This is a genomic window from Paenibacillus sp. lzh-N1 (assembly GCF_002872435.1).
GTDB classification, from domain to species: Bacteria; Bacillota; Bacilli; order Paenibacillales; family Paenibacillaceae; genus Paenibacillus; species Paenibacillus polymyxa_C.
Genome location: NZ_CP025696.1, coordinates 3,060,307 through 3,084,671, shown reverse-complemented (window position 1 = coordinate 3,084,671; position 24,365 = coordinate 3,060,307). Strand labels below are relative to the sequence as shown.

General features: G+C 46.7%; 20 protein-coding genes and 1 tRNA gene. 2 read left to right on the top strand and 19 right to left on the bottom strand.

All coding sequences use genetic code 11. The features are described 5' to 3' along the window. Positions 1–220: 220 nt before the first annotated feature. The 19 genes from C0638_RS14030 to C0638_RS13940 all read right to left on the bottom strand — a co-directional run bounded on the left by C0638_RS14030 (position 221) and on the right by C0638_RS13940 (position 23,048). Positions 221–1,552 (bottom strand): LysM peptidoglycan-binding domain-containing protein, encoded by a 1,332-nt coding sequence (locus tag C0638_RS14030; protein ID WP_058712269.1) that lies wholly within the window; start codon positions 1,550–1,552, stop codon positions 221–223. Positions 1,553–1,677: 125 nt separating this feature from the next. Next, entirely contained in the window at positions 1,678–2,589 is a 912-nt protein-coding gene (locus C0638_RS14025; protein WP_058712268.1) for an RluA family pseudouridine synthase, read from the bottom strand. After that, on the bottom strand, positions 2,586–3,890 hold the full coding sequence (hemL, locus tag C0638_RS14020) for a glutamate-1-semialdehyde 2,1-aminomutase (RefSeq protein ID WP_058712267.1): 1,305 nt from the start codon (positions 3,888–3,890) through the stop codon (positions 2,586–2,588). The genes C0638_RS14025 and hemL overlap by 4 nt, the downstream gene beginning before the upstream one ends. Positions 3,891–3,921: 31 nt before the next feature. Further along, the gene (hemB, locus tag C0638_RS14015) at positions 3,922–4,920 is read right to left on the bottom strand and encodes a porphobilinogen synthase (RefSeq protein WP_013372683.1); all 999 of its coding nucleotides are present in this window, start codon (positions 4,918–4,920) and stop codon (positions 3,922–3,924) included. 48 nt (positions 4,921–4,968) lie between these two features. Further along, the gene (gene cobA, locus C0638_RS14010; RefSeq protein WP_058712266.1) at positions 4,969–6,525 is read right to left on the bottom strand and encodes a uroporphyrinogen-III C-methyltransferase; all 1,557 of its coding nucleotides are present in this window, start codon (positions 6,523–6,525) and stop codon (positions 4,969–4,971) included. A 4-nt stretch (positions 6,526–6,529) separates the two neighbouring features. Continuing rightward, positions 6,530–7,456, bottom strand: a complete 927-nt coding sequence (gene hemC / locus C0638_RS14005) for a hydroxymethylbilane synthase (protein ID WP_058712265.1) — start codon at positions 7,454–7,456, stop codon at positions 6,530–6,532. Position 7,457: 1 nt separating this feature from the next. Further along, complete coding sequence (locus C0638_RS14000; RefSeq protein ID WP_058712264.1) at positions 7,458–8,105, bottom strand: precorrin-2 dehydrogenase/sirohydrochlorin ferrochelatase family protein; 648 nt, start codon at positions 8,103–8,105, stop codon at positions 7,458–7,460. Between the two features lie 8 nt (positions 8,106–8,113). Continuing rightward, the gene (ccsA, locus tag C0638_RS13995) at positions 8,114–8,941 is read right to left on the bottom strand and encodes a cytochrome c biogenesis protein CcsA (RefSeq protein ID WP_013372687.1); all 828 of its coding nucleotides are present in this window, start codon (positions 8,939–8,941) and stop codon (positions 8,114–8,116) included. Positions 8,942–8,957: 16 nt separating this feature from the next. Next, on the bottom strand, positions 8,958–10,352 hold the full coding sequence (gene hemA / locus C0638_RS13990; protein ID WP_058712263.1) for a glutamyl-tRNA reductase: 1,395 nt from the start codon (positions 10,350–10,352) through the stop codon (positions 8,958–8,960). 249 nt (positions 10,353–10,601) lie between these two features. Further along, positions 10,602–11,000 carry an adenosylmethionine decarboxylase gene (speD, locus tag C0638_RS13985; RefSeq protein ID WP_058712275.1) on the bottom strand — a complete coding sequence of 133 codons (399 nt, stop codon included), beginning with the start codon at positions 10,998–11,000 and terminating at the stop codon, positions 10,602–10,604. Between the two features lie 265 nt (positions 11,001–11,265). Beyond that, positions 11,266–11,853: a hypothetical protein gene (locus C0638_RS13980; RefSeq protein WP_058712262.1), complete on the bottom strand. Its 588-nt coding sequence runs from the start codon at positions 11,851–11,853 to the stop codon at positions 11,266–11,268. A 287-nt stretch (positions 11,854–12,140) separates the two neighbouring features. Next, positions 12,141–12,752, bottom strand: coding sequence for a ribosome biogenesis GTP-binding protein YihA/YsxC (gene yihA, locus C0638_RS13975; protein WP_058712261.1), 612 nt, complete (start codon positions 12,750–12,752; stop codon positions 12,141–12,143). Positions 12,753–12,770: 18 nt separating this feature from the next. Continuing rightward, the gene (lon, locus tag C0638_RS13970; protein ID WP_058712260.1) at positions 12,771–15,107 is read right to left on the bottom strand and encodes an endopeptidase La; all 2,337 of its coding nucleotides are present in this window, start codon (positions 15,105–15,107) and stop codon (positions 12,771–12,773) included. A gap of 110 nt (positions 15,108–15,217) precedes the next feature. Beyond that, positions 15,218–16,945, bottom strand: coding sequence for an ATP-dependent protease LonB (gene lonB / locus C0638_RS13965; protein ID WP_016324658.1), 1,728 nt, complete (start codon positions 16,943–16,945; stop codon positions 15,218–15,220). Between the two features lie 217 nt (positions 16,946–17,162). Further along, complete coding sequence (ispG, locus tag C0638_RS13960; RefSeq protein ID WP_058712259.1) at positions 17,163–18,281, bottom strand: flavodoxin-dependent (E)-4-hydroxy-3-methylbut-2-enyl-diphosphate synthase; 1,119 nt, start codon at positions 18,279–18,281, stop codon at positions 17,163–17,165. A 110-nt stretch (positions 18,282–18,391) separates the two neighbouring features. Continuing rightward, positions 18,392–19,648, bottom strand: coding sequence for an ATP-dependent protease ATP-binding subunit ClpX (gene clpX, locus C0638_RS13955; protein WP_013372695.1), 1,257 nt, complete (start codon positions 19,646–19,648; stop codon positions 18,392–18,394). A 12-nt stretch (positions 19,649–19,660) separates the two neighbouring features. Continuing rightward, positions 19,661–20,251, bottom strand: a complete 591-nt coding sequence (gene clpP, locus C0638_RS13950; RefSeq protein WP_016324659.1) for an ATP-dependent Clp endopeptidase proteolytic subunit ClpP — start codon at positions 20,249–20,251, stop codon at positions 19,661–19,663. Between the two features lie 407 nt (positions 20,252–20,658). Beyond that, entirely contained in the window at positions 20,659–21,972 is a 1,314-nt protein-coding gene (tig, locus tag C0638_RS13945) for a trigger factor (protein WP_058712258.1), read from the bottom strand. Positions 21,973–22,115: 143 nt separating this feature from the next. Continuing rightward, positions 22,116–23,048 carry a hypothetical protein gene (locus C0638_RS13940; RefSeq protein ID WP_058712257.1) on the bottom strand — a complete coding sequence of 311 codons (933 nt, stop codon included), beginning with the start codon at positions 23,046–23,048 and terminating at the stop codon, positions 22,116–22,118. 238 nt (positions 23,049–23,286) lie between these two features. Between C0638_RS13940 and C0638_RS13935 the strand changes: the two genes are divergently transcribed. Together C0638_RS13935 and C0638_RS13930 are read left to right on the top strand one after the other, a co-directional pair. Beyond that, positions 23,287–23,360 (top strand) — tRNA-Arg (locus C0638_RS13935). A 214-nt stretch (positions 23,361–23,574) separates the two neighbouring features. After that, the gene (locus C0638_RS13930) at positions 23,575–24,339 is read left to right on the top strand and encodes an exodeoxyribonuclease III (RefSeq protein WP_025678474.1); all 765 of its coding nucleotides are present in this window, start codon (positions 23,575–23,577) and stop codon (positions 24,337–24,339) included. Positions 24,340–24,365 lie beyond the last annotated feature (26 nt).

The following is a 24,365-nucleotide window of genomic DNA, read 5'->3' as shown; positions in this document are numbered from 1 at the left end:
GGAACCGTTCAAACAGGCGACTCCCGGGTGACTTCGGCCAGTAGCTTCCTGCGGAACCTCACAGCGCTGCAATTCCACTCTCTGAAGGGCTTGCTGCCTACTCTTCCCGATCTCAGTCTTTCAATAACTATACCACATCATACATTTCCCATTGACTATAGTCAACACCCATTTCTCATTGACTATAGTCAGCACTTCGTCGCATGTTTCAGCAACCGAATCAAGGGATGTACAATACTTGCCCTTCTTCTACATGATGCTCTGCCAATCTGTTATACAATTGAAGCTCCCGTGTGCTGAGTTGATAACGGTCTGCTATCGTTTCCAGTGTATCCTCGCGCTGTACAATGCATAACCTTACCTTGCGGAAAGGCGTTTCATCCTGTGTATGAAAAAAAAGATTTTTCCACTTGGCATCCTCACGCTCTTCGTCGACTTTCTGATCCTGACCTTGCGGTTCATGTTCCAGTTGCTGCTGGTGCTCCGCTTCTTTTACCGAACGGCTGGATTGAAGCAATGATGAGTAGACAACCGGGTCCGGCTCGTCTGCTCCTTCATCCTTTTTACTGTTAAAAGCCACGCGCATCTCTGGCTTTTCCTCAGTAAAGGTATCATGAACTTCATGGTTTACCTGTTCTGACGTCTCAGGCCTCAAGTCAAAGTCATTCCCCTGACTTGCTTCCAACTGCGGCTCCAAATAAATCTCCGACTCTGTGTCAGAATGCGGTTCCGACAGCAAAGAGTCGTATGCTACATTGGGAGATGTAGAAGATACTTTAGGCTCATCTCCTACCGTCCCTATTGCCTCTTGCTGAATTCCCCACACTTCCGGTGACTCCTGCTCATGCTTCACTTCGGAAGAACTGTCTTCAATTGCTTTTCCCGTCCATGGCTCATAATATCGATTCGGATCTACTATCGGGTCATAAGTCTGCTGCTCCAATGATGACTTCTGTTCAAGTTGATCCTCTGACGACTGTTCCCAGTAAGCTGACTCCTGTTGCGCTGCTACTGTGTATGAAGTTTCCGAGTCTGTATAGTTGTTGAATGCCGAGCCTTGGGTAGAATAGGCCTCTTCGTGACGATGCTCTCCATCGCCAGAAAGAGATGAAGCTGGATGCTCAGGCGCATGCACTACAGTAAACTCCTCATCCAGCCAAACCGCTGTCTCCTCTGCATGAGAGCTTTCCACCCCATGCAAAGAAAGAACCCCTGTAATGTTTAGACTGCGTAAAGAGAGCAGGTCCACATCAAAATTTTCAATCTCCACGGAGATATCTTCCAATCTTCCTACCCGATTTAGCGGAATGGTAATTTCCACAGGGATCAAATGATGAAGCTCGCTCGTGATCTGTTCAGGTGTGCGGTACACGCCCTCCAGCAGCAAATGCCCTCGCAAAGCGGCATGGTCGCCGTGGGTTACAACCTGAATGCGTGGCAGAAGCTCAATTTCCTCCAACTCGGCAATCCCGGCAGCTTCCTCCGTCAAATGAATGCGTTCATAAATATCAAAACGCAAGCCTTGCGGCTGATCATTCTGTTGTTTATTCAAGGATGGCATCCTCCTTTGGGCAGCCTCCGCACATCCTCTGACTCGTGTCAGGCGCACGGAAACTCCATATTGCAAACCGTTTCTAGGTTCAAGTATATGCGCCAAAATAGAAGGCATGCCATCTTTTATAGCTGTTTGTGCAGCTTTTGAAAATCATCCGGCCAAGCATCCTCCACGGTTATCGTTTCGCCGCTCAGCGGATGACAGAAGGTAAGGCGCTCTCCGTGAAGGGCCTGCCTACCAAAATCAACAGCACGACCGCCGTATAATACGTCCCCAAGCAAAGGATAGCCAGCATGACTAAGATGTACGCGAATCTGGTGCGTCCGACCTGTTTCCAGCGTCAGATACACGAGACTGACCGCACTCGGACCACTCCCCCATACTTCACCAACTTCCACATGGGTAACCGCCTTCTGCCCGGTTGGGGATACACGGCGGCGCTGTTTATGATGCCTATCCTTGCCAATCGGCCAATCCAACGTCCGCAGCGATGGAGGTACTTTCCCTCGTACCAAAGCTACATAACGACGACCGATGTCCTTAGCTCGCATTTGTTCGTCCAGCTTGAGCAACGCAAATTCATTTTTGGCATATAGCACCGGGCCTGTCGTGTCCACATCCAGACGATGTATATGCCGTACTGCTGTATGAATGTCGTTAATTTCATAATAGGATGCGACAGCATGATCCAACGTCAGCGGACCATCCTTTACACCACCGTCTGGATGGACCGCCATACCCGCTGGTTTGTGTACGACCAAGCAAAAATCATCCTCGTATAGTATCTTCAAATCATACCAACGTGGGATGACGCCGAGGTCCACTACAGGAAAAAGGGCCAGCCGCAGCCGGTCCCCTGTAAGTTCAATCCCTTTTTCATGCCGTAGCCTGCGCCACAGCTTGTCTGGTAATCCCAGACGGTTCAACAACCAGCGGTCCACAGCTTCAGCGCGATTTTCATCAGTTGCAATTTCTCGCCCCGGTGTGACTTCCAGCCACGGTCCTCTTCTTTTCCAGGTGCCTTTCCAACTCATAGACGTTTGAGCGCGCGATAGTTCGCTTCAATGGTAGCATCAATATCCTCAACTGTATGCACACCTGATACGAACATGCCCTCAAATTGAGATGGAGCTACACTAACGCCCTCATTCACCATTTCAGTAAAGTAACGGCGGAAGTGGTCCTGATTACTCGTTTTAGCAGTGTCAAAATTGACAACCTTCTCGTCTGTGAAGAACGGACACACCATGGAACCTACACGGTTGATCGTGACAGGAATCCCCAGCTCTCGCGCGTTACGTTCGAATCCGGCCTGAAGTCGTGCTGCCCGCTCTTCCAAGCGATCATATACTTCTGGTGTCAGCAATTTAAGCGTCGAATAACCTGCTGCCATAGCCAGCGGATTTCCGCTAAGCGTACCCGCTTGATAGATGGGGCCAGATGGTGCGATTTGCTCTAGAATGTCGCGACGACCGCCATATGCACCTACAGGTAAGCCACCACCAATTACTTTGCCTAGACACGTAAGATCCGGCGTCACACCAAAGCGCCCTTGAGCGGAATGAAGTCCCACCCGGAATCCAGTCATCACTTCATCAAAAATTAGTAGACTTCCGTGCTGCTGGGTTACCTCACGCAAACCTTCCAAAAACCCAGGCTGTGGCGGTACAACACCCATATTGCCGGCTACCGGCTCGACAATAATAGCAGCAATCTCTTCACCAAATTTCTCAAAAGCCAGCTTCACCGATGCCAAATCATTATAAGGGACGGTGATTGTATGTGTGGCCACGACTTCAGGTACACCCGGACTATCAGGTAGACCTAAGGTCGCAACACCAGAGCCCGCTTTAATCAGCAAGCTGTCCGCATGACCGTGATAAGAGCCTTCAAATTTAAGAATTTTGCTACGTTTTGTAAATCCACGCGCGAGTCGTATCGCACTCATCGTCGCCTCGGTTCCCGAGTTGACCATGCGAACAATGTCCATAGAAGGAACACGCTCACATACGAGCTTCGCCATTTCCGTTTCCGCCAACGTTGGGGCTCCGAAGCTGGTTCCTTTTACAACAGCAGCCTGTAAAGCTTTAACCACTTCGGGATGCGCATGGCCCATAATAAGCGGTCCCCATGAACATACATAGTCTAGATAGGATTGACCGTCGATATCATATACACGCGATCCTTCTCCACGATCGATATATACCGGTGTTATACCTACGGATTTAAAAGCTCGAACCGGACTGTTCACGCCACCCGGAATATACTGTTTTGCCTCATCAAAAGCTGCTTTGGAACGCGTATCCTTGCGTACTGTTCGTTGTTCGTCGATCATTCTAATCACTCCTGTCTTCTAAAAAATACACTTATTGCTTCAACCATCTTGCCGCATCCTTGGCAGAATAGGTAATAATCATATCCGCACCGGCACGCTTCATGCTTGTCAGAATCTCGAGTACCATCGCTTTTTCATCAATCCAGCCTTGGAGGGCTGCCGCTTTGACCATTGCATATTCACCACTGACGTTGTAAGCCACCATAGGCAAATCAAATTGGTCCTTAATGGTGCGCATTACATCCAGATAAGAAAGAGAAGGCTTCACCATCAGCATGTCCGCACCCTCCATCACGTCAGACTCCGCTTCCCGCAACGCCTCACGTGCATTGGCAGGGTCCATCTGATAGGATTTGCGGTCACCGAACTGCGGTGCAGAATCAGCAGCTTCCCGAAAAGGACCATAAAAGGCAGACGCATATTTGACGGAATACGACATAATCGGAATATGTGAAAAACCTTCCAGATCTAGTCCTTGCCGAATCGCCTGTACAAAACCGTCCATCATATTAGAAGGAGCAATAATATCTGCACCGGCTCTCGCCTGAGAAACGGCTGTACGTACCAGCACCTCCAGAGATTCATCATTCAATACTTCACCGCATACCTCACCATCATGCTCATGCATGTGCACCATACCGCAGTGTCCATGGTCCGTAAACTCACACAAGCAAGTGTCTGCCACGACCAGCAGTTCGGGATAACGTGACTTGATCAAACGAGTAGCTTCCTGAACAATACCGTTGTCCACAAAAGCTGAAGTCCCTACACTGTCTTTGGTTTCTGGTATGCCAAACAGGAGCACAGCAGGAATGCCAAGCTCACTAATTTCTTTCAGCTCTTCTTCCAGCCGATCCAAAGAAAAACGGTATACGCCTGGCATGGAGCTAATCTCCTGTTTCACTCCAGTACCAAATGTTACGTAGATCGGTTGGATAAAGTCAGCCGGATTCAATACCGTTTCACGCACCATGCTGCGAATGGCAGCCGACTGGCGCAAACGACGATGTCTAGTAAAAGGGACACTCATAGTTACAAACCTCCATTTTTTTATACATTCATTTGTAAAAATTAAAATTTATAATGTCATAACCGTACTTGATTGTTTCCAGTCACATAGCGATTGAATTAGACTTTCAATGGTCGCCTTCTCTGACATCAAACTGACAGTCAAGCCAGCTTGGGTTGCTGTCTCACCAGTCAAGGGACCGATCACAGCGATCGTAACTCCCTCCAGCAGCGAGACTGGATCACTGATCCCCATTTGTCTGAGGGCTTCCAGGAAAAAGGTTACGGTTGAGGAACTGGTAAAAGTAATCGCATGAATGGCACGCTCCTCCAGCAGCTTGAGCAGTTCATCATCCTGTGTGTTGGCCGCCAGCACCGTTTGATACAAATCAGCCTCGGTCACACGAAGTCCCATCTCCCTCAGCTGATCTGGCAGCCAGGAGCGAGCGAGATCACCTCTTGGAAGAAATACGTTTTGCCCTGCTTGCAAATCTTGCTCAAACGCTTCAAGCAAACCCTCCGCCTGAAAAGGACCTTCGATCTGTTCTGCTACAATTCCGTGCGCCCGAAGCGCGTCTGCTGTAGCTGGTCCGACCGCGGCAATACGAGCTTTGTATAGCGCACGTACATCCTTGCCCTGTTCCTTTAAGTGACTGAAAAAGTACTCCACTCCGTTAACGCTGGTAAAAAACACCCAGTCATATTCAGGAAGCCGCGCAAACGCCTCTTTGATTTTCTGTTTTGCCTGCTCGTCCGAAGGGACGACGGTCTGGATAACTGGGAACTCATAAGGTTCGCCTCCAAGCTCCTCAATCCGGTGAACCAGACTGCTGGCCTGCGCGCGTGCGCGAGTAACCAAAATTCGCTTCCCGAACAAAGGCATATCCTCTGCCCATTTTAACTGTTCACGCTGATTGACCACTTCTCCGACAACGATGACTGCGGGCGGTTGGAAATTCGCTGCCTTCACCTTAGCTTCAATATCCGCCAGCGTGCCCACTAGCGTATCTTGCTCGGCGCGGGTCCCCCAACGGATCAATGCAACTGGAGTATCGGACGGCTTACCGTGCTTTATCAGCTGATCACTGATATAGCCGATCTTCGCTACACCCATCATAAAGATCAGTGTCCCCGTTGCGTTCGTTACTTTATCCCAATGAATACTTTTATCGAGTTTATCCGGACTTTCATGACCTGTAATAATAGACAGCGACGAAGCCATATCCCGATGTGTAACGGGAATGCCTGCATAGGCAGGCACGCTGATAGCTGATGTGATACCAGGTATGATTTCATAGGAAATGCCGTGTTTACGCAGCAGCCCGGCTTCCTCGCCAACTCGGCCAAAAATAGTGGGATCTCCCCCTTTGAGCCGGACGACTGTCTTTCCTTCCAAAGCTAAATCTACCAGCAGCTGATTAATTTCCTCTTGCTTCATGGTGTGACGATCTGGCAGCTTGCCGACATATATTTTTTGGGCCCCTGGCTTCATCAGCCCCAAGAGGCGAGGGCTTGCCAGTCTGTCATACACAATGACATCGCCCAGTTGAATGCACTCCCAACCCTTAACCGTAATTAATCTTGCATCTCCGGGTCCTGCACCTACTAAATATACCTTTCCCACCATTCCATTATCCCCTCACCTGCGCCAGAATCTGTTCCGCTCCTTTGGCTATCAAACTGGCCGCCACCGCTTCTCCCAGCTTCTGCGGATCATTTCCCTGGAGCGTTTCCTTCAAAATAACCTCGCCATCTGGCGAGCCTACCATCCCTGTGAGGCTGATTTCTTGACCAGCCCAGACTGCATGAGCGCCGATTGGCACTTGGCATCCCCCATTTAACACACCCAAAAAAGTTCGTTCTGCCTCAACCGTAGCCGAGGTATCCTGGTGGTTGTAGAGACGCAGCAATGCCAACAGCTCTTCATCGCTCGCACGGCATTCAATACCGAGCGCTCCCTGTCCCACTGCCGGCAAACATGCCTCCTCTGGTATATAGGACGTAATTCGGTCTTTCCAGCCCATCCGGTGCAAGCCTGCTGCTGCCAAAATGATGGCGTCAAAACCTTCCGTCTCCAGCTTTTTCAGACGGGAATCAATATTGCCACGTACTGGCTCCAATTGTAGATCAGGACGCATGGACTTGATTTGACTGGCTCTGCGCAAGCTGCTTGTGCCCACCTTGGCTCCTGGAGGCAAATCCTCCAGACGCTTGGCGCCCAATGTGATTAGGCAATCGCGTGGGTCCTCACGGCGCGGTACAGCGCCATTGACAAGACCCTCCGGCAAATCGGACGGCATATCCTTCATACTATGTACTGCCATATCAATTTCACCAGCCAGCATGGCCTGTTCAATCTCTTTGACAAAAAGCCCTTTGCCACCCACTTTGGACAAGGTTACATCCAATATCCGGTCACCCTTGGTCAGGATTTTTTTGATGACAAATTGCAAATCCAATCCATGCTCCGCGCACAGCGCATTCAAATCCTCAATGACATGCCCGGTCTGAGTTAACGCCAGAGCGCTCTGTCTGCTGCCTACCACAATTGTTCGCATGTTATTCCTCCTGATTTTGCGCAATCCATAGATCTATTTCTTTTTCGGTCCAAGCCATAAATTCATGACGTCGTATTTGTTCCAAAATTCCGCTACTCGCCAAGCGTCTTAATAGTTTGGTCCTTTGCTGTGGGGAACTTATCTTGCGTTTGATGATCTGTCGCATATCGTGCATGAAATCCAGATAAGGCTCATATTCGCTACCGAACAACTTATCCAAGGCTGATCTAATATCAGCGGTCACAGCGGGGCCTGCCCCTTCTGTGGAAATACTAATCGTCAGTCTCCCTCGTCGGATGGTACCCGGCGTTATAAAATCTCCCTCTTCCGAGCGATCCGCCACATTTACCAGTATACCCCTTTGTCTGGCCTCATGCGCAACCTTATTATTCACTTCTCTCTGGTTCGTAGCGGCATATACAAGAAAGGCTCCCTGGAGGTCACCCTCGCGATATACGCGATTTACCCAGTGGAGCTGCTTGTGATCGGCCAGAACCTGTAAATCCGGCGTTATATTCGGGCTAATGACGGTAATGGACGCCCCACTTTCCATCATCCCCTTAACCTTTCGTTCCGCAATCCTGCCGCCGCCTACAACACAACAGAGCTTATTGTTACAATTCAACGAAATCGGGACAAAATGCTGCAAGTGGCTTTTCACTCTCCCGTCCACTGATGAAATACAGACCAGGAATTCAGCAAAAAATTAAGAATTAGTAGCGTGTAGCCAACCAAAGACCACTTTGCCATGACAAGGCCTGAACGCTGGTTCAATCTTTTGCTCACTAAAAATACAATATACACGCATAAGGCAATCGCTGTCATCAGCACTTTGGTATCTAGTAAAAGACGCCAACGTTCCTCGGCAATAATAGAAATGACAGCCACGACAATAGAAACTCCCAGCAAAGGAGTACCAATTAACAGCGCCATATGTGTATACCGATCCATCATTTCCAGACTCGGCAGGCGCTTGATCGTGTCATTCCATTTCTTTACTTTCAATTTACGATGCAAAAACAGATACAATCCCGAAAATACAGCTGCTACCGTCATTGCGACAAATCCAAGATTAGCCAGCGCAATATGAATCAGAAGCAGCCCATGTACGGTATGCCAATTTCCAAGCGGGTTGTCGATCGGCTCCATCCAGATATTGTTGAGCACAAGAACAGCAAAGCTAATGATATTAAGCAGCAATACCGCAAATTCCGATCGCTGATAACGTGACAGAAACAAAGAAATCAGCACCAGAATAAATGAGAACAGAAACAGAAAGTCGTAGGTCACGAAAATGGGAAGATGCCCTTCATTCCAGGTTCTCATTCCCATAAAAACAAGTTGGAGCACTACAACGACAAGAAGAAGCCCTGTACCTGTCCGTTTAGCATTCGCATTGCGACGAATTCCATCCGAAAATACAAACAGAAGGCTCAGGGCAAAAACATAAATCATTGAATCATATATAAGCATGCCTGAGGCCATGTCTGTTCACCCACCTTTACAGGCTGGCCGGCGCAAACGACGCTGGCAAAGCCTGAGCCTGACCGGTTTTTCCATGAACACCAGCCTCCGGTTTTATCAACGCAGATGCATCGCTTTTATCTACTTTCTGAGCAGCGTCCTCCAAACGATCCTCCAGAGCAAAAATGTGGCTAAACATGTCTAGCGCCTCATTTCCCTGCTTTTGGACAGCCAGTTCCTTAACCCGATTGATCGGATCATGCATCATCTGATTCAGCATACTTTTCGTCAAGCGGCTTATCACTTTACGCTGCCGTTCATCCAGCTCGGGAAGCTTGTTATACAAGCTTTCCAGCGTATCCTGATGTATAGACTCCGCTTTTTCCTGTAATGCACGAATCACCGGGCGCACTCCCATCGTTTTCAACCATTGATAAAACTCGCTAAGCTCATCTTCGATCATATGCTCGATTTTTGCAGCTTCAGTACGACGCATTTCCAGGTTGCTCTCCACGATCCCTTCCAGATCATCAATATCATATAGGAAAACATTCTGCAATTCGCCAATAGCCGGATCCAAATCGCGCGGAACCGCGATATCAATCATAAACAAAGGACGAGACTGACGACGTTTCATACTGGCTTCGACACGGTTGCGATCCAGAATATACCCCTGAGCACCAGTCGAGCTAATCACAATATCCACATCCGACAACCGATTCATGCCTTCCTCCATCGTAACTGGTGTTCCATTAAACTTGGAGGCCAGATCCTCGGCGCGGGACAAAGTTCGATTTGCTACAATAACCTCGGCAGCTCCGCCGCTGTACAAATGCTTAACGGTAAGCTCACTCATTTTACCAGCACCGAGGATTAATACCTTTTTATCCGTAAACATCCCGAAAATCCGTTTGCCCAGCTCAACGGCTGCATAGCTAACAGATACGGCACTTTCTCCAATAGACGTCTCCGAATGGGCACGCTTGCCCAATGTGACGGCCTGCTTAAATAGCATATTAAACCACGTTGCTGTAATTTTCTGAGATTGAGCCTGGAGAAAAGCATTCTTTACCTGACCCAAAATTTGTGTTTCTCCGATGACCATGGAATCCAGACCACAAGTCACACGGAACAAATGCCGAATTGCCTGCTCGTCTTCATATATATATAAATGTTGTGTAAACTGATCACGAGGAATACCAAACCATTGCTCCATAAAACTGCGTATAAAATAACCGCACATGTGAAGGCGGTCGACCACAACATATATTTCAGTCCGATTGCAGGTTGCGACAACTACGCCCTCCAACACACTTTTGGTAAGTTTGAGTTGCTCCAGCGCTTTTGGCAAATCCTGTTCTGCAAATGTAAACCGTTCTCTGACTTCCACAGGCGCCGTACGATAATTCAACCCAACAACGACGATGTGCATTGTAAAATTCACCTGCCTAAACTGTAATAAGAATACTCATTGTTATCATAAACTATGTTAATTATATCACAGAAGTCCGAATCCCCTTCGGCTGTTTTATGAATTGTTTATGAAAATTGGATAGCTTTCATAAACATCCAGCACGTTCTGTATGATTTAGTTTAGTTTGAACTACTTTTAAAACAAATAACCATGGAATTGTTCCATGGTTATAATATAGGACGCACAAAAGGCTCCATAAAAAAAGATTTATACCAACTCAGCTAACTTGCACTTCGGTGATTCCACCTGAAGTTCTCCCAAGCCGCGAATTAGCTTCTTCGCATATGTTTTTTTCGGTTTTAGAACGGATACCAGGTAATCAATAGCCAGCTGCGGATCAACAGTCTCACCGCAAGTATAGCAATCAATAGCGGCAAACCCTCTCTCAGGATACGTATGAATAGAGAGATGACTCACCGACAACAGTACAAGCACGGTAGCTCCCTGTGGTTCGAATTGCTTGGATTGAACGGACATCACCGTTGCTCCGCAAGCTTCAGCAGCTTCAACTAATTGAGCCTCCAGAAACTGCGCATCATTCAGTAATTCAAACTCAACACCCCAAGTATCTACGGCAACGTGTCTTCCGAAAGTTGAGTATTCCAATTCCATCTTTCGGTTCCCCCTTCCTAGGAATAAAATGTTTGAAAAAAATTTCATCCGCTAGGACCTACGTCATTCACTTCTCGAGGGATAACCTCTCGCAACATTCAATGTCCTGAGTGAATCCTGGTTCCTATATTCATTTTCAACGAGATTAAAAATAACATCTATGTGCAGCAAATGCAATCATTTTTTTGGAATAAAAAAGCCCCTTTCGGCAAAGAAAGGGACTACACTGTATAACAATTCATTCCATATATTCAGCCTTTTAAGCTTCCAGTGCAAATAATTTGGAGCAACTCATCCGAAGCTTATCGTCAATCTGTTCCAGCTCAGAGAAAGTACGCGCCAAATTCCGCTCGTCAAGTAACGAATTAATGAGGTTGTATATATCTGCTATTTCATTTTCGACGTTCTGATGTTGAAAAAGCTGTTGCAGTTCTTGCACTGTATTTCTATATTCAAACACCAGCCTAGAGCCTTCCGCATTCTTTTCCATAATTTTGCGGACCGCACCTTCATTATAAAAATACACCATAGTGAATCCTTGATACATGCGGTAAACAATGCCTTCACCCTTAAAGCGAACAAATAGTTGGCGTATAAACAGAGTTAGCTGTGGATGAACTAAGCGGCAAGTTAATTCACAAACAAACGCTCCCTCTTTGGCTTCAAAAAATAAATGAACTTCCTCACCCGCAATATGCTCTAGAACGATTTCCTGTCTTCCGTTATCCAGAACTTTAATGCGGTAATGCACCTGGGGATCATCCACTGCCTGCAAAAATTCGTCCATTTGGGTTTCTAACAAGGTCAAAGTGGTTTTTACATACTCTGTGGCTAACCGCTGTGCCATACCAATCTCCTCAATTCTTTCCTGAACCTTTAGTGTAAGCTTTATACTTTATTATACATCAGTCCTGTTGCGCTTTCTTGCGTATCAAATCATAAATATCCGCCATTCATCGAAAATAAACGGAAAATACCGGAATCGCAGCTGTATTATCCTCCATATGCTCACTTTTATGCTTAAATCCCACTATTTCCTTTGTTTATTATATATTATTCCTACCTTTTTAGTAAGTTTAATGTTTTTGAATCCAACATCATAAAAAAAAGGCGTCCTTAAGGACGCCCCTAACCTTACAATTCCGTCTGCTCATCGTCGTCATTCTCGATATAACTGGAGATGACCGACCACAGCTCTTCCTTGCCCATGCCTTCTTCGGATGAAAAGGGGATAAACAAACCCCCGGGAAGTATTCCAAGTTCCTGCTTGATTACCTTATAGTGCTTTTCTCGACGTGTTTTAGGGATTTTATCTGCTTTTGTACCTACAACACAGACAGGAAGCCCGTTATGGCGCAACCAGTCGTACATCATGATATCATCCTTGGACGGTGGGTGGCGCAAATCTACCATTTGTAGCACCAGCTTGAGTGGCTCACGTTCCAGCAAATAAGACTCAATCATTTGTCCCCAAGCCTTGCGGGACGTTTTGGATACCTTAGCATAACCGTAACCGGGAAAATCGACAAAATAGAGCTCATCATTAATCCGGTAATAATTGAGTTGCTGAGTTTTACCCGGCGTAGAACTGGTACGCGCCAAATTTTTACGGTTAATCATCCGATTAATCAGTGATGATTTTCCAACATTGGAGCGCCCCGCCAGAGCAATCTCTGGCAAAGCGTCCACAGGAAACTGATCCGGACCAACCGCACTTATTATAAATTCTGCTTTTGTTACTTTCATTGTGTCTTTAATTCCTCTCTAATGTACCCTTGCCTGCTCAACCAAAGCATGCTTTAACACCTGATCCATATGGGCAACGGGGACAAATTCAACATCCTGCCGGATACTGTCGGGAATATCCTTCAAATCCCGTTCATTATCTTTGGGAAGCAGAATTTTTTTGTAGCCTGCCCGATGGGCAGCCAGCGATTTTTCTTTCAAACCACCAATCGGCAATACGCGACCGCGCAGGGTAATTTCGCCCGTCATCGCTACATCCTTGGATACATGACGGTTGGTCAAAGCCGAAATTAATGCGGTAGCAATCGTGATTCCGGCAGATGGGCCATCCTTCGGAATTGCTCCCTCAGGAATATGAATATGGATATCATTTTTCTCATAGAAATCCAATTCAATGCCCAGATCGACTGCTTTGGAACGAGTGTAGCTGAATGCCGCCTGCGCGGATTCTTTCATGACGTCTCCTAGTTTACCCGTAAGAATCAGTTTCCCGCTCCCAGGCACGACCGTCACTTCAATCATCAGTGTTTCACCACCGACCTCTGTCCACGCCAAGCCTGTAACCGTACCGATCTGATCCTCCAGTTCTGCTACACCGTAACGGAATTTGGCGATACCCAAATAATCTTTCAAATTATCCGGTGTGATTTCAATCGGCCCTTCGCCACCGGATACAACTGACTTCGCCGCCTTGCGACATAGAGAAGCCATTTGCTGTTCAAGATTACGCACACCAGATTCACGGGTATATTCACGAATGACTCGCAGCAGCGTATCCTCCCCAATAACCAACTGTTCCTCTCCCAAGCCATGCTCTCTCTTCTGCTTGGGCAGGAGATACCGATTGGCGATTTCCAACTTCTCCAGTTCGGTGTAGCCGGGAATATAGAGCGTCTCCATACGATCCATCAGCGGACGCGGGATATTATGCGCAGCATTGGCTGTCGTTACAAACATCACGTTGGACAGATCAAACGGCAACTCAACAAAATGGTCACTGAACGTGTTGTTTTGTTCAGGATCGAGCACTTCGAGCAATGCCGCCGATGGATCGCCCCGGAAGTCGGAGGCCATTTTATCAATCTCATCCAGCAAAAAGACTGGATTAGATGTTCCTGCGGTCTTCATTCCCTGAATAATCCGACCCGGCATCGCGCCAACATAAGTCCGGCGGTGACCACGGATTTCCGCTTCATCCCGCACACCTCCGAGAGAGATGCGGACAAATTCCCGACCCATGGATTTGGCAATCGAGCGAGCCAGCGAGGTCTTGCCGACTCCTGGCGGACCTACGAGACACAGAATGGGTCCCTTAATGGTCTTCACCAGTTTGCGCACGGCCAAATACTCCAACACCCGCTCCTTGGGCTTATCCAGCCCGTAATGGTCGTTATCGAGTATTTCTTCTGCTTTGACAATATCAAGATCATCATCGGTGAACTTGTTCCACGGCAAGCTTAACAGCCAATCGACGTAATTGCGGATGACACCACCCTCGGCAGAGCTTGCCGGCATTTTTTCCAGACGGTCAATTTCCTTTTCGACCTTCTCCTTCACCGGAACCGGAAACTCTCGTTCACTTAGCTGGTTGCGTAGTTCTTCAACTTCTCCTGCGCGACCTTCCTTCTCACCAAGTTCCTTCTGAATCGCCTTCATTTGTTCACGCAGATAATACTCCTTCTGCGTCTTTTCCATCTGTTTCTTCACACGCTGGTTGATTTTACGTTCCAACTCCAGCACTTCACGCTCATTGTTCAAAATATCTAGAAGCTTCTCCAGACGCTGAGTTACGTCGATCGTCTCCAATATATCCTGCTTTTCCTTAATTTTGAGCGTCAAATGGCTTGTGATCACATCAGCCAGGCGTCCTGGCTCCTCAATATCAGATACCGCAGCGAGAGTCTCCGGTGTTACCTTTTTGGACAAATTGATATAATGCTCGAACTGAGTTAATACAGTGCGCATAAGCGCATCCGTTTCAGGCTGTACATTTTCTGCCTCGTGCAGTTCCTTCGCCATTACCTCGTAATATTCTTCATTGTCCGTATATTGAATAATCTCAGCACGTTCCAGCCCTTCCACCAATACTCGAATGGTTCCGTTGGGAAGCTTGAGCATTTGGCGTACTTTGGCTACCGTGCCGACTCGAAAAATATCCTCTTGTGTGGGTTCTTCAATATTAACTTCTGATTGAGAACACAGGAGAATCAAATTGTCTTCAACCATCGCTTTTTCCAAAGCCTTGACCGATTTTTCCCGGCCCACATCGAGATGCAGAACCATGCTCGGGTAAACCAGAAGTCCTCTTAAAGGCAGCAAAGGAAAACGACGACCTTTTGTCTTGGTGGGTCCCATCGCTTTCGCACCTCCAGTGATTCTCAGGTTCCGGATTTTACAATCCTCACGTTGCTATCTTTCATATTTTATCAAATGTTTTATAAAAAAACCAATGAAAGACTAGTTCATTAGCAAGATCCTGTATCTGAAATCGTCCCATTATGCGTTCCATCCGCCTGTAACAAGGAGGACTGGGATGGGCGAAAAGTCTCAATTGGCGCATGTACAGGCGCATCCGTCGTCATCTCTTCTCCGAACACATGACGGAACACTTCGGTCACCGACTGTACAGGGATGACTTTTAGACCTTCAATGCTATCAAAAAGAGCTTGCCAGTTGTCCTGCGGAATGATCACTTTTTTGGCTCCAGCCTGAAAAGCAGCTTCGACCTTGGCTAATACGCCGCCAATCGGCTTGACTCGGCCATGGATGCTAATCTCGCCAGTCATGGCAATTTCATGATCCACCGGAATTCCTCGCATCGCGGAGGCAATAGCTGTTGCCATTGCAATCCCTGCCGACGGACCATCTACTGGTGTCCCCCCAGGAAAATTGATATGCAGATCGTAATTGGAGGGGGATAAACCGAGCGTACGCAAAACAGTCAGAACATTTTCCACAGAGCCTTTAGCCATGCTCTTACGACGCAGTGTTCGGGAGTTACCTCCGATCTCTTCTTCATCCACAACGCCCGTAATATTATAGCTTCCCTTTCCTTCGGGAACCGGAACCGCAGTAACTTCAATTTCCAGCAGCATCCCCATGTTCGGACCGTATACGGCTAATCCGTTAACGAATCCGATTTGCGGCAAGCCCGGTATTTTCCGATCAGGACGGGGTTGAATTTGGCTGCTACCCGCTACCCATTCCACGTCCGAAGCATCGAGTCGTTCCCTTTTCTCGGTAAGTGCCAAACCAGCAGCAAGCTGGATCATATTGACTGCCTCCCGGCCGTTGGTCGCGTAACGCTGTACAACCTCTACTGCCTCTGGACAAGGGCCAAAGCCTAGCTTGTGTACAGCATCTTCAGCAATACGAGCAATCTCCTGCGGCTGCAGGGCACGGAAATAAATTTCCATACACCGGGATCGAATAGCAGGTGGCAGCTCGTGCGGCGAACGGGTCGTCGCACCTACCAAACGGAAATCCGCCGGCAAACCGTTTTGGAAAATATCGTGAATGTAAGCAGGCGTATGCGAATCTTCTGAATTGTAATATGCACTTTCCAAAAATACCTTTCGATCCTCCAGCACTTTCAACAGCTTATTCATCTGCGTTGGATGCAGCTCGCCAATCTCATCAATGAACAACATCCCTCCATGAGCCTTCGTTACAGCTCCGGGTTTAGGTTGAGGGATACCTGCTACACCCATCGCTCCTGCCCCTTGGTAGATTGGATCATGAACTGAACCAATTAACGGGTCCGCAATACCACGCTCGTCAAAACGGGCCGTTGTGGCATCAATTTCCGTGAATTTAGCATCCCCTTTGAACGGGGAGGACTGATTCTTCTTGGCCTCTTCCAGCACCACACGTGCGGCAGCCGTTTTCCCTACACCAGGGGGGCCATAAATAATGACATGCTGCGGATTCGCACTGCATAACGCCGCCTTGAGCGCACGCAGCCCGTCCTTCTGACCGACGATATCCTGTAACGTGGCAGGCCGTGTGCGTTCAGCTAGCGGCTTAGTAAGTGAAATAGAGCGCAATTTGCGCAACTTATCCAATTCCTTCCGAGATTCCCGATCCACCGCACTACGGTTCGTTTTCTGGCTCCGTAGAAGGTTCCAGAAATACAGACCAATAACAATCCCGAAAAACATTTGCACCAATAACAATATCATAGTCAAGTCCATCGTATTCCCTCCGTTTCTCATCTCAGCAATTTGAAAATGCTGTTCTATGAAAGACAGTATTTCCTTTTCCACGAGAGCTAAACGGCTGTCTTTCAAAAGATCAGAGAGAAATACAAAAACACCGCGAAGAACAGTTCTGTAGCAGAGCTGCTCTCCACGGTGTTTAAACAATGACAATAGTTTATGATTATACCTATTTTAAAATAACCGCTTATGCCTACACTTTCTCGGCAGTGTGACGCTCTTCACGCCCGGGTATTTTACCTGTTTCCTCATAAGCTTTGACGATGATATCAATTTCTTTTTTCAATTCGTCAACCATTTCAGCCTCAGGGACTTTGCGAATCATCTTTCCATAACGGAACAATAAACCTTCTCCGCGTGCTCCGGCAATTCCGATATCAGCTTCCTTCGCTTCACCCGGGCCGTTAACTGCACACCCTAGTACAGATACTTTAATCGGCACCTTGAGTTTTGCAATGTAATCCTCTACCTCGTTCGCAATAGAGAACAGATCAATATCCAGACGCCCACAAGTCGGACAAGAAATCAATGTAGCTGCGTTCGTGATCAACCCAAACGTTTTGAGCAACTCCCGTGCTACCTTCACTTCTTCTACCGGATCGGCACTTAGCGAAATACGCATGGTGGACCCGATACCTGCTGCCAACAGAGCTCCCATACCTGCCGCGCTTTTAACCGTTCCAGTAAAGAGTGTACCGGCTTCGGTGATGCCCAAATGGAGGGGATACTTAATAATTTCAGCTGCCTTCGAGTAAGCGGCAATCGCCATTGGAACGTCAGAAGCCTTCAGTGATACGATAATATCATGGAAATCAAGCTCTTCCAGTATCCCGATATGGTACAGTGCACTTTCTACCATCGCTTCTGGCGTAGGGTAGCCATACTTATCCAGTAAATGCTGTTCCAATGATCCGGCGTTAACACCAATCCGAATCGGAATCCCCTTTTCTTTACATGCCTTAACGACAGCTTCCACTTTTTCACGTCGTCCAATGTTGCCTGGGTTAATGCGAACCTTGTCAATTCCATTTTCAATTGCCAGTAGAGCCAGCTTGTGATTAAAGTGAATGTCTGCAACCAGCGGAATATGAATCCGCTTCTTAATTTCTTTAATAGCTGCGGCAGCTTCCTCATTGTTGACGGTAACCCGCACTATCTGACATCCGGCTTCTTCCAAACGAAGAATCTCGGCTACTGTAGCTTCCACATCTGCCGTCTTGGTTGTGCACATGCTTTGGATGATGACTTCATTGCTGCCGCCAATCGTCAGATTCCCGACTTGAACGGGACGTGTGTCTTGTCTTAAGAACATATACTTTTCTCTCCCATTAACGCCAAACCTCCACCCCATAAAACCTCATACAGGTTTCGTGAAGTGGAGATCTGGCTTCTCATGTTGTAGAGATCGCGAAGTATCAATCCTTAGGCGCTCTCTTCTTGTTTTTTATCCTTATCTGTACCACCGAGTTCCGGTGCAATTTTGTCTTTTACTACCTGCTCGTTGATGACGCAAGTCGTCACATCATCACGGGAAGGAACTTCGTACATAACGTCAAGCATAATACCTTCAATAATTGCGCGAAGGCCACGAGCACCCGTGTTACGCTTGATCGCCTCACGAGCAATGGCTTCCAGAGCATCTTGTTTAAACTCCAGCTGCACATTGTCCAGTTCCAGCATCTTCTGGTATTGCTTGGTCAATGCATTTTTCGGTTCAGACAAAATACGAACCAATGTCTTCTCATCAAGTGGTTCCAGCGTCGAAATGACTGGCAAACGTCCTACGAATTCCGGAATCAGACCGAACTTCAACAGATCCTCAGGCAATACCATGGAGGTATATTCGCCTGGTTTCAGATCTTTTTGTTCACTAGTCGCGTTAAAGCCGATGACCTTCTTACCGATACGACGTTTGATCATTTGCTCCAGACCATCAAAGGCACCGCCACAAATGAACAGGATATTCGTAGTATCAATTTGAATGAATTCTTGATGTGGATGCTTGCGACCGCCTTGCGGAGGTACAGAAGCAACCGTGCCTTCCAAAATCTTAAGCAATGCTTGCTGTACACCTTCACCCGATACGTCACGCGTAATGGACGGGTTTTCAGATTTACGAGCTACTTTATCAATTTCGTCAATGTAGATAATGCCGCGTTCTGCTTTTTCTACATCATAATCGGCAGCTTGAATCAGTTTCAGCAAAATGTTTTCAACGTCTTCACCCACATAACCCGCTTCCGTAAGGGAAGTGGCATCTGCGATAGCAAATGGGACGTTCAAAATTTTAGCCATGGTTTGCGCAAGCAACGTTTTACCCGAACCTGTAGGTCCAAGCATCAAAATGTTACTTTTTTGCAGTTCCACATCATCAATTTTGTTTTGTGTATTAATACGTTTGTAGTGATTATATACCGCAACAGACAATGATTTTTTCGCTTGATCCTGACCAATAACATATTGGTCCAGAATTTCACGGATTTGCATTGGTTTTGGAATGTCTTTCAGATCTACTTCTTCTTCATGACCCAATTCTTCCTCCACAATTTCCGTGCACAACTCGATGCATTCATCACATATATATACGCCCGGTCCGGCAACAAGCTTGCGAACCTGATCCTGAGATTTACCGCAGAAAGAACATTTTAATTGTCCTTTTTCATCATTAAATTTAAACATAGAGCCACCCCTTTACAGATTAATCGGTTTAGACAGCACCTGGTCAATGATACCGTATGCTTTTGCCTCTTCCGCTTCCATGAAGAAATCCCGGTCAGTATCACGTTCGATTTTTTCGAGGGGCTGACCTGTACGCTCCACATAGATTTGATTCAGCTTGGCACGTGTTTTGATAATCCAGTCCGCATGAATCAGCATGTCGGAGGCTTGCCCCTGAATGCCGCCGAGCGGCTGGTGGATCATAACTTCACTATTGGTAAGTGCATATCTTTTGCCTGGTGCACCAGCTGTGAGCAATAAAGAACCCATACTAGCAGCCATACCTACACAAATCGTCGATACATCCGGCTTAATGAATTGCATTGTATCATATATACCCATGCCTGCAGTAACAGAACCGCCTGGCGAGTTAATGTACAAATTAATGTCCTTCTCCGGGTCTTCCGCAGAAAGGAACAATAGCTGTGCAATGACGAGATTGGCGACATCGTCATCAATCGGGCCACTTAGGAAAATGATGCGATCCTTAAGCAACCGCGAGTAAATATCGTAAGATCGTTCTCCTCGATTCGTTTGTTCCACAACCATAGGGACGAGACTCATCACGACCAACCTCTTTTCTTTATTAAAATGAACACCTGTATTCATCCGCTTCCTTATGTCCCATTAAAACGGAAGCGGCAATCATGAAACGTGAACACCTTACAAAATATTTTAACATGTTCAGAGTCTCGTGTCATATTTGCCTGCTCATATATGAAGTGCAGGCTATGTACAGACACCCTGCCGAGACCTTCTCATATTTAACCATGTTTCGTATGTATGTGCAAATGTACGGTAGTGACTTATGTAAAACAGAAAACACCATTCACAGCGCTTTCCATAAACGACTAAAATTTGGGTTGTCTAAGGTAAAAATAAGGCACGTAACTTTCACTACGTGCCTTATCCTTATCTAATTACTACGTTGCAGCCTGTTATAGCCTACACCGTATATTTTATCGTTTAAATTACTCAGCAGCTGCAGCTGGCGCTTCAACTTCTTTGCTGTTTTCCACCAGCAAAGCGATTGTTTTGCGCAGGGAGATCTCTTCTTTCAAGTTAGCGAACGAGCCGTTACTTTCCAGAATGCTGCGGATCTCTTCTACAGAACGTTTGTAAGTGTCAGCCATGTTTTGCAGTTCTTCATTAATTTCCGCTTCGGAAACTTCGATGTTTTCTGCTTTAGCCACTTGCTCCAGCACGAGGTTGTTGCGTACGCGCTTCTCAGCATCTGCTTTCATTTGCTCTTCCAGGTCTTCTTTGCTTTGACCGGAGAAGCCGAGGAACATTTCAAGGTTCATGCCTTGGCTGCGCAGACGGTTGTCGAAATCGCGAACCATGTTTTGCACTTCACTCTTGACCATTGCTTCAGGAATGTCGATTGTTGCATTTTCAGCAACTTTCTCCACTACAGCGCCCTCACGAGCTGCTTTAGCTTCGTTTTCTTTGCGCTCCAGCAATTGCTTTTTCAAGTCTTCCTTGAATTCAGCAAGTGTGTCAAATTCACTTACATCTTTAGCAAATTCATCGTCCAATTCAGGAAGAACTTTGCGTTTCAGTTCATGAATTTTTACTTTGAATACAGCTTGTTTACCAGCGAGGTCAGCAGAATGGTAGTTCTCAGGGAATGTTACTTCAACGTCCTTGGAATCACCAGTGTGCAAACCAATCACTTGGTCTTCAAAGCCAGGGATGAAGGTATTGGAACCCAGTTCCAGAGAATACTTCTCAGCTTGTCCACCTTCGAATTGTACGCCGTCTACGGAACCGTCGAAGTCAATGATAGCTGTATCGCCAGATTGAGCAGCATCTTCATCAACGACAACCAATTCAGCATGACGTTGTTGCAGGCGCTCCAGCTCTTGAGCCAGTTCTTCGTCGCTTACTTCGTTTTTGCTTACAGGCACTTCTACGCCTTTGTAATCGCCCAAAGTTACTTCAGGTTTAACCGTAACTTTTGCTTTGAATTTGAAAGATTCGCCTTTAGCAAATTGATCAATTTCAACATCAGGGCTATCTACTGGGAAGATGTCTGTTTGCTCTACAGCTTGGCTGTATGCTTCTGGCAACAGGAAGTCAATTGCATCCTGGTACAGACTTTCAATACCATAACGTTTTTCAAAGATAGGACGTGGTACTTTACCTTTACGGAATCCTGGTACACTTACTTGTTTAACCACTTTATTAAAAGCTTTGTCGAGTGCAGCGGCTACACGATCCGCGTCTACCTCAACTTCAAGAACCCCAAGGTTCTTCTCTATTTTCTCCCAAGTTGCTTTCATTTTATGCTTTCCCCTCCAACAAAATCTTCACTTAGTTTTCATTACAATCAACGCACACAAAATAACCACTATAGTATATCTAACATTACTGTCTTTTTCAAGAGCAGCCCTTGAATGCTTTAACAGGTAAACGTTTCCGGTCATTAAGGAGTGTTCATTCCCGCCGCGACGAATAATCGCATCGACCGATACGCTTGCTCAAAACGGAAGCGTAGTGCATCTGTAATGCCATATATAGCGCGGGTTTCTTCCTCATTATTGTTCCCGTTCAAACTTTCCGAAACGGTCTGATGGAGTGCTGCTGCCCAAATATCCGGCATCCCGTCCTCTTCCACCAACATTGATCTATAATCTTTCGTACCGTACACTGCCATCACAAACTGTGACCATAGCTCCTGTGCAAAATAGAATAGTGTAGGCTCATGCACTTCAGTCTGGTCAGCTACCCGTTCCAAAATACGCATAATCGCCTCTGGAAACTCATCGGGCTGTAACGGAACCGTTTCAATATCGATTTCCGTCTTTTCATCACCCCGTCTGATTTCTATCGTCCCTTCTATTCCACGGCGTCTCATTGTCTGTAGAACACGGAATTGGAGAAGAGGATGGATTTCCCGTTCAGTAATCCAGCGAAGCAAGGCATCGTCGATCTCCGGCAGTTCCAAGTAGGATAGCTGTTCCAAAGCTAGAATCGTCTGTTCGGATAACGGTTGATCCATAGCCATCTGCAAAAGCTTGTTACCGTAGCCTGCATCCTGTTCCTGCTTAAAGCGTGCATGACGGCGAGCCAACTCAACTTCACTGACTTCGTCTTCTTCCACATTGTCCGTTGCCGTCCCGCTGTCAGCGTACTGTGGAAATGCAGCTTCCAGCCATTGTAACAGAGCGTTCCATTCATCGTATTGTTTCTGCTCCTGTCCCTGACACTGCATCAAAAAACGCAGCATCCCCATCGCCTCTCCGTAACGTTCGTTCTCAAGCATCACCGTAAGTTGAATTTGATAGTAGTCCAGTGTCTTCGGAAACAATACGATATTATTTTCTTTTGTCGTCACCTTGGAGTCCTTTATTTTCAAGGCACCCCCTCTCCTCCGCAAGCTAAAGTATTTGTAGATTATATGAGAAACAGCAGCCGAAGTTCAACCACTCGTCTTCAACATATTCACCTGTATTCTAACATACCCTTTTATAAGGCAAAAAAAACGATGTGTATTCTGAATTTATGTGGTGTAGAGCCCAAATAAGCGATATATGCAAAATAAGACTTGTATCTTTTTCATCCATATGATATATTAATATTCGCTTGAATTTTATGTCCCAGTAGCTCAGCTGGATAGAGCAACGGCCTTCTAAGCCGTCGGTCGGGGGTTCGAATCCCTCCTGGGACGTATAGCCGAAGCTTCCTATTTAGGAAGCTTTTTTTATTTTCCAGCGAAATAGGACCCACTGTGGATGTTGAAGCCTAGCATCGTATTACAACCTATTTTAATGTAGAAAAGGCTGTTTCCGCAGCGCTGTTTGAGCGCTTGTCTGGGACAGCCTTTTATCGAGGGTATACCATTACACCGCTTGACTGCGTAGAGTAGTAAGGAGTTTAATCAAATGAAATTAATATCTTGGAATGTAAATGGCTTAAGAGCCTGTGTAACCAAAGGATTTTATACTTATCTAAAAGAAACGAATGCTGATATTTTTTGCGTACAGGAAACGAAGCTTCAAGAAGGACAAATCCTCATGGAGAACATGGAGGAATACGCTCAATACTGGAATTACGCTGAGAAAAAAGGGTACTCCGGCACAGCTATTTTCACCAAAATCAAGCCGCTCTCTGTGCATTATGGACTTGAAGAAAATGAAGAGCCAGAGGGTCGAACTATTACACTAGAATTCGAAAAATTTTACCTCGTCAATGTGTACACACCAAATACGAAACGAGACTTATCGCGATTGCCATATAGACTGGAATGGGAAGACCGTTTTCGCAGCTATCTGCAACAACTAGACGCTCAGAAGCCTGTCATCATTTGCGGAGACTTGAACGTGGCTCATCAGGAGATCGACCTTAAAAATGCCAAAGCCAACTACGGTAATGCTGGCTTCACACCCGAGGAACGAGACCGCATGTCACAGCTCCTCAACGCCGGATTTATAGATACCTTCAGATATTTTTATCCTGATCGGACAGATGTTTATTCCTGGTGGTCCTACATGCCAAAGGTGAGGGAACGGAATATCGGCTGGCGGATTGATTACTTCCTCGTCTCAGAGAGGCTTCGTCCGCTATTAATGGATGCGAGTATTGATTGCCATATTACAGGCAGTGACCACTGCCCTGTTATATTGGATTTGCAAGATATTTCTGCATAGATCCCCTACCTGACGCAAGGATTTAT